This window comes from Levilactobacillus cerevisiae (assembly GCF_003946245.1).
In the GTDB taxonomy this organism is placed as follows: domain Bacteria; phylum Bacillota; class Bacilli; order Lactobacillales; family Lactobacillaceae; genus Levilactobacillus; species Levilactobacillus cerevisiae.
Map to the genome: position 1 here is coordinate 1 of NZ_RHNN01000047.1, position 10,908 is coordinate 10,908.

The window sequence follows — 10,908 nt, forward strand, 5'->3', positions numbered from 1 at the left end:
ATTGATTATATTTGGATCGTTGGTCAACGTTACGCCGTTGGCGTACGCCATGTTCAGGTAGATCATTCAAGGAGAAATCAATTCTCCCCTGATTTAGCCAATTATAAATAGATTTAGTAGCTAGTTTAAATTCGTGAGCAATCATTCCTGGTGACCAGCTTAGACGTAAATGGTTGAGAATTTTTTGCTTTAACTCATCGCTCAGCTTAGTTTTCCGACCACATCGTGATCGCTTGTATTCGGCATCTGTTTGTGCTAATTCAGCCTGATAAGGTTGACATCGAGATAATTCATAAGAAATTGTTGACGGTGATCGGTTCAGCCGAACGCCCATTTGGATATTGGACAGCCCTAGTTCACAAAAGGTTTCGATTTTAATTCGTTCGGAATAGGTTATACTAGACAAAAGATCAGCTCCTAAAAGATGGGTTTGTGGTAAACACCATTTTAAAGGAAGCTGATTTTTTTTGTCCGAACAGCTCAAACCGGACGTTGCCGTTCTGGATATCGAGATGCCCAAGTTAACCGGATTGGATGTTGCCGATAAGATTCATGACAGTGAGTTACCAACAAAAGTCATTATTTTAACGACCTTCGCACAGAAGGCTTACTTTGAACGCGCCATTGCTGCCCAAGTAAATGGTTATTTGCTCAAAGATAGCCCCAGTGATGATTTGATTGACGTTATTCGAAAAGTGATGACGGGCCAAACGGTTTACGCCCCGGAATTAGTCACGAATATGGTGACAGCTGAAAGCAATCCCCTCACCGACCGCGAACTCGCTGTTTTGGCGGCAGTCGCCAGCGGCTTATCGTCAAAACAAATTGCTGCCTCGCTATTTCTCTCAGAAGGAACCGTTCGTAACTATTTGTCCGCTATTTTCAGTAAGCTCGGTGTTCATAATCGAATTGAGGCCGTGCAGATGGCTAAGAAGAATAAGTGGTTGGAATGACTGTTTTATCAAATCAAAATTGCCCTTTTCTCAACAAATTGAGAAAAGGGCAATTTTGATCTGCTTTTCGTTTTAGGTAAAGCTTGAGAGGCGTGACTTATTTTTGTAACACCTTAATACGACTGAACTGTAGCCCCAATCAGCCCTGGCCCTGTATGCACGCCCAATGACGGTGAGACCTCACCAATAAAATCAACTGGCCGACCAGTCGCTTCACGAAGTTTCTCTGCCAACTTTTTAACTAAAGATGGGTTTTGCCCGTGGGCTACTCCTAAACGATAGTGGGTGCTTTTTAAACAATCCTGTTTGACTTGTTCAACCAACTTTTGAATCGCTTTTTCTTCAGATCGCGCCTTAAAAAGAGGGTAGTAGACGCCTTCTGGATCACATGAGATCACCGGTTTAATGTGCAAAACCGAACCGACAAGGCCTGCCACTCGGCCGATTCGACCGCCGGCACTGAGGTACTTCAAGGTTGGCACGTAGAAATAAATCCGACTTTTGACGATTGAGGCACGAACTTTTGCAATCACGTCCTGAAAAGATTCCCCTGCATTGATCAATGATGCGGCATAGGCTGCTTGGATGCCACTGCCAATGCCGATGCTTTTTGTGTCAAGAATGGTTACGGTGTCAGCGGGAAAATCTTGCGCGGCCAATTGAAAGACGTTGTTCGTCACAGACAACGCGCTCGAAATTGTGATACCGAAGATCTGCTGATAACCAGCCGCGAACAGCGCATCCATCGCTTCTTTGGCAGCTTGTGGTGACGGACTGGACGTCTTCGGCAAGGTTTCCGCCGTTGCTAACGCCGAATAAAATTCATCCGGTGTGATATCAACTGCATCAAGGTAATTATGCCCATTCATAGTAATATTCAGCGGTACGACTGCAATATTTTTATTTTCATCAAGAACACTTTGAGGGACATCAGAACCCGAATCAACGACAATTGCAATTTTTTTGGTCATGTTCTGCCTCCTTGCGGCTTTAATAACCATATTATATGGTTTCTAAGACTAGATGTAAATAGGTTCACCACATATATCTTTTTTCGTTCATGTGAATATTCAGCCAGTTTTGCCAACAAAAGTCGCTTCCACAGCAAAAAGAGAGTCAACCAGTCACGGTCAACTCCCTTTTGTCCTATTTCCGACGAAGTTTTGTGGTTACATCGCAATATCCCCATTCTTAGAAACTTTCATGAAGATTAGCAAGGAAATCACTGTCAACGCGGTCAAAATCGTTGATAGTGCAGCTGCAACGCCGTAATTTCCACGAATAACTTCGGTATAAATGGCTACTGTCATTGTCCGAGTCTTGACGTTGTACAACAGAATGGATGTGGATAATTCTGAGATCATCGTGACCCATGAAAGAATGGACCCATACTAATCCCTCGTTTTGAATGCGCTTACGCATATCAAGCTTACACGAGCCGATCTGTTCTGTCAGGCATGGCGATTTTTATGGACTTTGTTCCGGGCGATTTGGCCGCTTATTAAAGCTTCTTAACCAACACCAAACAAGGATTCCAAGCATCCCATAATGTCGGGAAAACTTCCAATCGCTCAAATCCCACTGACTCGTAAAAACGGATGGTTTGATCATATTCAGGACCTCAATTTATCCGTAAATAATTTATCAACGTCTTTTAAAGCCGCTAACTGTCGATCTAAATGTTGCTCCTTGGAACTCACACGCGCATAACCGATTTTAGCCATTTCCAGTTCTCCTTTTGGACAGTTCTAATGAACACTTGTAATTCCTAGTATAGCACAGAAATAAAAAAGACCAATAGGGTATACCCTAGTGGCCGTCACGTTAACTTATTGAAAATAGAAAGATTCTACTTTCCCTAAATGCTCTTATGTCAATAAATGCCCACCATCATGTGTTAAAATCACTTGCTGGTTGCTTTCTAGATGAATTTTCGGAACGCTAAACATTGGAATCCCTCTCTTCGATTGATGGTTGTGGTAACTTCAATCTAACAGATTGGGGTTCTTTTTTTATCACCCAACAGGTGAAAAGTGAAAACATTAGACAACGTTGATACTACAGTAACTGTCGTAAATTTTGGGATTTATATGAATAATTCAGGTTTAGCTTATCAAACAAAGGATTCCTGTAATTGCATGTTGTATTTGACTTGTATCAGGCAATTCTTGTTCATCAATTAGGTAATTAAAACTACCCAGAATAAGTGAAGTTAATAATGACATTTCAAACTTATCAGGTTTTTCCTCCAGCATACTTACAAGATTGTTTCTTAAAACCCTTTTTATCTCACTACTCAAATCTTTGCTATCCAATTGAATAGAGCGCAATGCTAAAATCTTTTCACGTTGTTTGATTAAAAGATTTTTTATATCAGGTGCCAATATGGATGTAATGCTCAAAAAGTTTTGATTTTGTTTATTTAAATTACTTCTTTTCTTCAATACTGAATCATAAGTCGACACAAAATCCTGAATCATTTTCGCGGCCAAGTGATACTTATCCTGATAGTGCCTATAAAATGTCTGACGATTGATCAAGGCTTTATTAGAGATATCAATTACCGATACATTATTAAATCCCTGTTGTCTTACTAATTGTATAAAAGAATTTTCAATTAACATTTCTGTTCTCTTATTTCTTAAATCAGTCATAAGTTCCTCCTTTTCTCCAAACATCAGTATAGATCCATATGTAACTTAAGTATACACAAATAACATTTTGTATGCCTAAGTGACGTTTCAAAAAAAGTTGTCTATGTCTTTCCAAAATAATGTCCACTATTATTAGTACTTAGCTTAAAAGGGAGGAATATCAGATGTTCGATGTAATTCGTAGTAAAAGATATTGGTTAGCATTATTGCTTGTTGGAGCAATTATTGGAATAGTTTCATTTGCCTTCATTGGCATACGTAACTCTGTCAAAGTAAAACAAATTCCTGTAGCACTTGTCAACGAAGACAAAGGAGCTCTCAGCAATAAAATTGAAAGTAAGTTGCGAAAGAAATTCAATGGAAAAGATTCAAAAATCAAATGGGTATCTCCACAAAAAGATGGTTTTAATGATCAAAAGTATTATGGGGCTTTCATTATTAGATCAGGATTTTCAAAAGAGTTACAGCAGCAAAATGAATCGCTAAAGGCCCAAATTATTAGCCAAAAGCTCACTACTCTTCAAAAAAAGGAGAAATTACCAGATTCTGCAAAATCAAAATTGCTTCAAGCTAAATTTAAATCACAATTGCTTCAAGCTAAATTTGTTACACAGAAACCCGTTCACCCTGCACAGATTAAGATCAGTATTAATCAAGGAATGAATGCTCAAATATCGCAATTGCTATCCCAAGCACTTCCTAAGATTGCAAATGCGCTTTCATCACGAATTAGCGCACAGCAACAAAGTGTTCTTAGCAAAAATAAGATTAATTTATCCGCAAAATCTTGGGATTTGGTTTCGACCCCTATTAGTGTATCTACTCATGAGTCTAATAAAATTGAAAAGAACACGGTTAATGGCACAGCACCCATGCTTCTAGTGGCATTGGCGTGGTTTAGCGCTTTAATTCCCTCTCTTATTTTATGGCGCGAACACACAAAAAGAAGCGCTTCAAAATTTTTAAATGCTACAACAATAACTAGTCAACTAATTACCGGTTTGGTAGCAAGTATTCTTTCAGCAACAGTTGGGTTCTTATTTGTTAATGTATGCTTTAACCTAACAATTCCAAACCCAATTAACTTTATCGGATTAATGTCTATTAGTATCTTTGTCTTTTATCTTATTATAACGTGTGTCCTGGATTGGTTGGGATTTACTTTCTACCCATTACTACTCGTAGTCTGGCTCCTAGCAATTTCCGTGATATCTTATGCACCGGAAACCCTTGATCCTTTGTACCGAAAGGGAATTTACAGTTGGGTTCCAATGCGATTTAGCATGCAAACACTAACAAATACTTTGTATTTCCATAATGGATCGAGTACCACCATGTCATCATTATTAGTCTTGTTAATAATTGGATTTGTCGCTGCTATCTTGATGTATAGTTCAGGATACTTAAAACACTATTTGTTCACGGTTCGCCCACACCGCAAAATTAAATAATTAAACAAAACATGAAACCCAATTATTCATATCATTAAAAATAGCCAATCAATTGATTGACTATTTTTTGATGATCCATTTAGCAACAATTCCCTCAAAAAAAAAGAGAGTGTGAAATATTTTGTGTAAATGTATATAAAAATTCTGAATTGTATAGAGGCAGAGAATGTTCTTGAGGTATACCCTATTGGCTAATCACACATAAAAGCTTTCTTATATCATTATTTTTTTGGCAGGTACTGTGTAGGTGGAAATGAACGAATGCTTTAATAGTTTTGTGTCACAAAATAAATTTTGGAGATTTTCAGCACTCCAGTAGTTCAATGATTCCTGGCATATTCCATCAGCAAGTTTATATATTGCGTCTTTTAACAATTGGAGCTTACTTTCAGAAACTACATGAACTTTAAAGTTGGTATGTGCATCTGAAGCAAAGATGATAGAGGGGTGGAAAATAATGGAATAGAAAGTTTGACTCTGATATTTTTCCGCAAACCAATTCGAAGATGTAGTTATTTGTTCTACATCACCTTTAAAGATTTCATCACTAGCTCGTCGATTTTTATCTTCTATGACAATCTGTGTGCTTTGATCCAGCCAAAGATTATCAGGACCGCCTTCTTTGATAGCCGTTTCTGCCTCAGGCTGACTAGAATCAAATCCTAATAATTCTCCTAATCTTTGAATGCTTGCTCTAAAGTTTGTTTCGTCGGCATAGTTTGTATAAAGCAGGTCATCATTAATAGCTCGAATATGTGTAGCTAAATCATTGCTATCTTCGAAGTCATACTTTTTTATATATGGTAGATTGCAAGAATTAACCGAACACTGCGAACTGCTGAAAAACCTTTCGTGGTGATTGCCAATTGAGTGTTTTCATTGGTCTTGCATTAATCCAATGATTAATTTGATCTAATTCTTTGGCGCTAACCGTCTCAATTTTTCGCTCCTTTGGTATGAATCGCCGAACGTATCGGTTTAATATCTCATTACTCCCACGTTCTTCTGGTGAGTATGGGTGTGCAAAGTAAACTGGAATGCCTAGTTTTTGCTCGATTTCATCATATTTTACAAACTCTCGTCCTCGATCAACAGTGATTGACTTAGCATTCTCGATCCCTTGAAAAAAATGAATTAATACTGGTGTCACTGCCTGACTATTGCGACCACTAACTTGCCTCACAATATGTTGCCGACTTAATCTTTCTGTGATTGTGACAAGCACTTCACCACGTTTCTTACCCGATTGCATCGTATCAACTTCAAAGTGACCAAAATCCTGCCGTGCTTGAACACTTTTGGGTCTTGATTCAATTGAACGGCCGTGAACAAATACTTGACGTCTGCCATCAGACTGACGTTTTTGACGAATACCTTTGTCAGGTAAATCAGCTAATGACAGTTTGAGTCGGCCAGCATTGAGCCAATTATAAATCGTTTTGAAAGGTAACCCTAAAACATGAGCAGCAGTTTCTGGTGACCACTTTAAAATGCCAATGTGCTCATTCAAAAAGACAACGATAGCTGGTGTTAGTGTGTGATGACGGCCACGTAGATGACGTTTTTTCAATGCCAATGCATGAGCAATATCAGCTTTATAGGGCGTGACTTGATGAATTTCAACAGAGACCGTCGCAGGTGATCGGTTAATAAAACGCGCGATGGCACGAATCGAATAATTCAATTCCAGCAAAGTTTGAATGACAGTACGTTCTTGAGATGATAAACTAATCATGAGTCGCAGTTCCTTTATGGTTGTTTTGGACAATTACCATTAAAGGCACAATTCACATAGGGAGAAGACCATTGAAATCCACCATTTTACTAGTCGAAGACGAGGCGGGCTTAGCCGACTCACTCAAAACCGAATTTGAGCTCGAGAACTTCAATGTGTTCTGGGCCAATGACGGCCTAATCGCGCTGGACATGTTCCGGCAAAACGAGGCCCAGATTGATTTAATCATTTTGGACTGGATGCTGCCGCACATTCAAGATCAAGAAACCCAGCTGATTACTGTATTGATTGGCATTGGCTGGATCGCGATGGTGGCGATATCGCGGGTGTATCTGCGCGACCACTACCTCTCTGATGTGCTCGCCAGTGTCTGCTTAGCTAGCGGCTGGTGGTTGCTGGTCACACCTGCGGAAGCCTTTATTCAAGCTAAAATGCGGCAGTTTTTACCGGAAGGGATGTTGAAATCATGGCCACATCAAAATTAACGATTGTTGTTCCTGCTTACAATGAAGAAGAGGTGCTGACGTCCTCGGTGCAAAAATTACTGGCCGTTGAAGACCAAATCGCCGCGCAAACCGTCCTCGGTCAGCGTGCCGACATCCTGATCGTCGATGATGGTTCCATGGATCACACCTGGGACATCATCGAAAAACTGCACGCCATGAATTCTCGCGTGCGCGGACTGCGTTTTTCCCGCAACTTCGGCCACCAGTCGGCGCTGATCGCCGGCATGAGTGAAGCCGTGAAAACCGCCGATATGATTGTCACCATCGATGCCGACCTCCAAGATGATCCCGACAAAATCGGCGACATGGTGGATGCCTATGCGGATGGCGCCGACATCGTCTACGGCGTCCGGAACAACCGGGAAACCGACAGCTGGTTCAAGCGCACCACGGCCCAAGGCTACTACAAGACACTCAAGCTGCTGGGCGTCGAACTCGTGCCCAATCACGCCGACTTCCGCCTGATGTCCAAGCGCGCCGTTGAAACCTTCCTGCAGTATCCAGAACGCAACATTTTCATTCGCGGCCTGATTCCTAAGCTCGGCTTCAAAACTGCCGAAGTCTTCTACAAGCGCACGCCGCGCATGGCCGGCGAATCCAAGTACCCGCTGAAAAAGATGCTGGCTTTTGCCTGGGACGGCATCACCAGCCTAACGATTGCGCCGGTGCGGCTCATTCTCATTCTGGGTACCTTGTCTTGCCTACTGGCGGTGGGCATGGTGGTTTACGCCATTGTCATGAAAATGCTGGGGCTCACCGTGCACGGCTGGTCGTTGTTGATGGTGTCGCTGTGGTTCGTTGGCGGCATCCAAATGATCAGCCTCGGGGTGATTGGTGAATACATCGGCAAGCTCACCACCGAAGTTAAACATCGCCCGCGCTACACGGTGCAAACGATTCTGGATTGAGGTGAGGGTATGAAAAAGATTAAACCCGCCTTTCTGCCAGCAATTTTAATCCTCTGCCTGCTCATTGGCAGCATCGGTAACCTGACCAGTGTGCTCGGGGTGCCGGCGCTGTTGGTGGTAGTGCTCCTGGGCGCGGGGCTTTACTTCGGGGCGCCCCGACTTGACCATTTGTCTACAAGGCAGCTGCGCTGGGGCATTGGCCTTGGCTTACTGGCGATGCTGATTGCCCAGGTGGTCGTGTTGCACGTGATGCCCAACACCGTTTACCACGATCCGTACCGGGTACTGTCGCAAGCCGACCAGCTCGCCGCCGGCCACATGACCTGGGATATCACCTACTTCTGGCGCTACGCCAATAACGTGCCGCTGGCTTATCTGCTCTCCCTGTGGTTGCGGCTGACGCAACTGGTGGGCTTAAGCACCAATCTTTCGGTGCACCTGCTGAGTATCTTGGTGTTGGACAGCTTTATTGCCCTGGCGCTGCATACGATTTGGCAGCTCAGCCAGCGCGCCAGCCTGCTGGTCGTGGCCTTCGGTTTCTTTGCCTTGTCGCCGTTTGCCTACACCTACTACCTGCAAGTCTTTTACTCCGACTTACCGACGATGCTGGTGCTGCTCATCATCATACGCAGCCTGCTGAACTGGTCGCAGAAAACATCGCGCCAGCGCTGGTTTGCCGGCAGCGGACTAGTTGTTGCCGTGATGCTCGGCGCCATGCTCAAGCCTAATCTGGTGGTCTTGTTGCCAGCTCTGCTGATTGTCGGCCTGATTCTGGCCCGTCAGCACCTCTGGCGACAAGCCAAACTGACCCTGCCCATCCTCTTGATTGTGCTGGGCTTCGGGCTGAGTCTGCCGGCGACCAAAGTCTTTGACGTGGCAGCCAATTATCAACCCCGCACCGCCTTTTCGTTCCCGGCGACCCACTGGATCTTGATGGGCTACAACCAGCACAGCAACGGCGGCTACTCCGGCAAGGATGTCGGACGTGCCATCAAGCAGCCCAGCCAAGCCGACCGCCAGCGGTACAATTTGAAAACCATCCCCAAGCGCATCAAAACTCTCGGGGTGGTTGGCGTCATCCGGTTGTGGGTAGTGAAGTTAGGCATCGTGCTCAATGTCCAAGGCATTCAGCGCTGGTACAACGGCGGCTTCCGCGCCGCGCCTAGTTGGTACAGTAATCATGCTGGCTTCTATCAGGGACTGACCGTGATTGGCTATGTGGCCGCGACCCTGCTCATGTGGGGCGCACTGATGCTGAAGCTCTTGCGGTGGCGGCCAGATCTGACCGACCCGCATCAAATCCTTGCACTGCTGGCGGTGACCACTGCCCTTGGCTACCTGGCTTTCCACACCCTACTGTGGGAAGTTGAACCGCGCTATGGTCAAGCCATTTTGCCGCTGCTCTGGGTGGCTTTGGCGGCCATCCCGCGTCAGGCCAGCCAGTCGCGTCCCCGCTGGGCGAACCAAGCTAGCCTCCTCAATGGCGCCACTGCTTCACTCGTCGCCTTTGGGGCCGCTGGTGTGCTTGGCGCTCAGCTGCCACAAAAGCAAGTGATTGCCGCCCAGCGCAGTCAGCTATCCGTGCAGTATCACGCCAAGCCCAAGACCGTGACGCCAGGCACCGTGCTGGCAGAGGTGGTCGATGTGAACGCGCCAGCGAACTATTTTTCCGTTCAGATTCATGCTGGTAGTCAGGTGCAAGTCACCCTCACTAACCTTGCCACCGGGCAACATTATCGGTTAACGATGGCTGGCAGTGTGGCCCGCCTGCACCGCCAGCTCGCCGCTGGGCAATATCGGATTACCGTTCAAAACCTCACCACCCGCGGCCAGCAGGTCGATGTGACCCACACCTACCATTATCAGCTCGCTGCTCACCCGCTAACGGTGAACGGCCAATCGCAGCCCACCGCCTCGTTGATTTATACCTGCATGCAGCGCTGAGAAAGGAGCCTTTTTATGGAAAAACCAATCACTACCCTTTACAGCAAATACGATACAGCCTTGCGCTACCTGATTGTTGGAGGCCTCACCACCGGCATTAATGTGGTGCTGTTCTTCGGCCTGACTCACCTCGCGATGCCGTGGTTCTGGGCGAACATTATCGCCTGGGTCCTCAGCGTGCTGTTTGCCTTCATTGCCAACAAGAAAGTCGTGTTCAACTCCGCCGACATGACCTTCCGGACTGTGGTCAAAGAAGGCGCCAGCTTCTTCACCTTGCGCGGCGCGTCACTGCTGGCGGACACGGCGATTTTGTTCATCGGCCTCACCTTAATGCACGGTTCGCCGCTGATTGTGAAGCTGATCGACCAGGTCGTCGTCATCGTGCTCAATTATGGCTTCAGCAAACTAATTTTCGCTTAACGTAAAAATGGTCCCAGCAGTGGAAACTGCCGAGACCATTTTGCTTGGCTAGCCAAGCTTGATGCCGGCATCCGCCAGCGCTGCGTCGACCACGTTCATCACAGCCAGCGAATGCGCCATCCGCTGCTTGGCGGCAGCCAAATCGTGATGCGCAATCATCGTTTCGAACGCGACGAACTCTTCGTACATGCGGTGCCGGTCAGCTACCATACCTTGATCGACAAAATTTTCTTGCACATATTTTGTCAGTAATTCTTTCTGTTCGGATTCACTTAATTCTACCGGTAAAGCCACGTTAAACTCTTTTGCATACCGTGAGTTTGATTTACGATCTTTC

At 45.0% G+C, this 10,908-nt stretch carries 8 protein-coding genes and 6 pseudogenes; 6 read left to right on the forward strand and 8 right to left on the reverse strand.

From position 1 onward, the window contains the following. Window positions 1–406: pseudogene (locus EKM99_RS14910) on the reverse strand (IS30-like element ISLpl1 family transposase); the annotation flags it as partial. Between the two features lie 67 nt (window positions 407–473). On the opposite strand from EKM99_RS14910, the pseudogene EKM99_RS14915 reads away from it, so the two are divergent. Continuing rightward, window positions 474–953: pseudogene (locus tag EKM99_RS14915) on the forward strand (response regulator transcription factor); the annotation flags it as partial. 113 nt (window positions 954–1,066) lie between these two features. Here EKM99_RS14915 and EKM99_RS14920 read toward each other — a convergent pair. The 5 genes and pseudogenes from EKM99_RS14920 to EKM99_RS14940 form a co-directional block, all read right to left on the reverse strand. Further along, a complete protein-coding gene (locus tag EKM99_RS14920; protein WP_054712244.1) occupies window positions 1,067–1,924 on the reverse strand; it encodes a DegV family protein in 858 nt (285 codons plus the stop codon). Window positions 1,925–2,122: 198 nt separating this feature from the next. Continuing rightward, window positions 2,123–2,341: pseudogene (locus EKM99_RS14925) on the reverse strand (iron ABC transporter permease); the annotation flags it as partial. 113 nt (window positions 2,342–2,454) lie between these two features. After that, window positions 2,455–2,571, reverse strand: a pseudogene (locus EKM99_RS14930) (GNAT family N-acetyltransferase); the annotation flags it as partial. 4 nt (window positions 2,572–2,575) lie between these two features. After that, window positions 2,576–2,677: pseudogene (locus tag EKM99_RS14935) on the reverse strand (recombinase family protein); the annotation flags it as partial. Between the two features lie 381 nt (window positions 2,678–3,058). Continuing rightward, window positions 3,059–3,607: a TetR/AcrR family transcriptional regulator gene (locus EKM99_RS14940; protein WP_068281321.1), complete on the reverse strand. Its 549-nt coding sequence runs from the start codon at window positions 3,605–3,607 to the stop codon at window positions 3,059–3,061. A 164-nt stretch (window positions 3,608–3,771) separates the two neighbouring features. Here EKM99_RS14940 and EKM99_RS14945 point away from each other — a divergent pair, with 164 nt between their 5' ends. Next, window positions 3,772–5,058: a YhgE/Pip domain-containing protein gene (locus EKM99_RS14945; RefSeq protein ID WP_011178831.1), complete on the forward strand. Its 1,287-nt coding sequence runs from the start codon at window positions 3,772–3,774 to the stop codon at window positions 5,056–5,058. Window positions 5,059–5,875: 817 nt separating this feature from the next. On the opposite strand, the gene EKM99_RS14950 is transcribed toward EKM99_RS14945, so the two are convergent. After that, complete coding sequence (locus EKM99_RS14950) at window positions 5,876–6,793, reverse strand: IS30 family transposase (protein WP_011178832.1); 918 nt, start codon at window positions 6,791–6,793, stop codon at window positions 5,876–5,878. 71 nt (window positions 6,794–6,864) lie between these two features. On the opposite strand from EKM99_RS14950, the gene EKM99_RS16030 reads away from it, so the two are divergent. The 4 genes from EKM99_RS16030 to EKM99_RS14970 are packed head-to-tail and all read left to right on the forward strand — an operon-like array spanning window position 6,865 to window position 10,571. Beyond that, window positions 6,865–7,278, forward strand: coding sequence for a phosphatase PAP2 family protein (locus EKM99_RS16030; RefSeq protein ID WP_046870789.1), 414 nt, complete (start codon window positions 6,865–6,867; stop codon window positions 7,276–7,278). Continuing rightward, window positions 7,260–8,207: a glycosyltransferase family 2 protein gene (locus tag EKM99_RS14960; protein WP_046870790.1), complete on the forward strand. Its 948-nt coding sequence runs from the start codon at window positions 7,260–7,262 to the stop codon at window positions 8,205–8,207. The genes EKM99_RS16030 and EKM99_RS14960 overlap by 19 nt, the downstream gene beginning before the upstream one ends. Window positions 8,208–8,216: 9 nt before the next feature. Continuing rightward, complete coding sequence (locus EKM99_RS14965; RefSeq protein WP_011178834.1) at window positions 8,217–10,151, forward strand: hypothetical protein; 1,935 nt, start codon at window positions 8,217–8,219, stop codon at window positions 10,149–10,151. Between the two features lie 15 nt (window positions 10,152–10,166). Then, window positions 10,167–10,571: a GtrA family protein gene (locus EKM99_RS14970; RefSeq protein WP_011178835.1), complete on the forward strand. Its 405-nt coding sequence runs from the start codon at window positions 10,167–10,169 to the stop codon at window positions 10,569–10,571. 198 nt (window positions 10,572–10,769) lie between these two features. Here EKM99_RS14970 and EKM99_RS15940 read toward each other — a convergent pair. Next, a pseudogene (locus EKM99_RS15940) lies at window positions 10,770–10,908 on the reverse strand (MobA/MobL family protein); the annotation flags it as partial.

Coding starts and splice junctions, on each gene's coding strand:
- EKM99_RS14920 (WP_054712244.1), bottom strand. CDS start 1,924: ATGACCAAAAAAATTGCAATTGTCGTTGATTCGGGTTCTGATGTCCCT.
- EKM99_RS14940 (WP_068281321.1), bottom strand. CDS start 3,607: ATGACTGATTTAAGAAATAAGAGAACAGAAATGTTAATTGAAAATTCT.
- EKM99_RS14945 (WP_011178831.1), top strand. CDS start 3,772: ATGTTCGATGTAATTCGTAGTAAAAGATATTGGTTAGCATTATTGCTT.
- EKM99_RS14950 (WP_011178832.1), bottom strand. CDS start 6,793: ATGATTAGTTTATCATCTCAAGAACGTACTGTCATTCAAACTTTGCTG.
- EKM99_RS14960 (WP_046870790.1), top strand. CDS start 7,260: ATGGCCACATCAAAATTAACGATTGTTGTTCCTGCTTACAATGAAGAA.
- EKM99_RS14965 (WP_011178834.1), top strand. CDS start 8,217: ATGAAAAAGATTAAACCCGCCTTTCTGCCAGCAATTTTAATCCTCTGC.
- EKM99_RS14970 (WP_011178835.1), top strand. CDS start 10,167: ATGGAAAAACCAATCACTACCCTTTACAGCAAATACGATACAGCCTTG.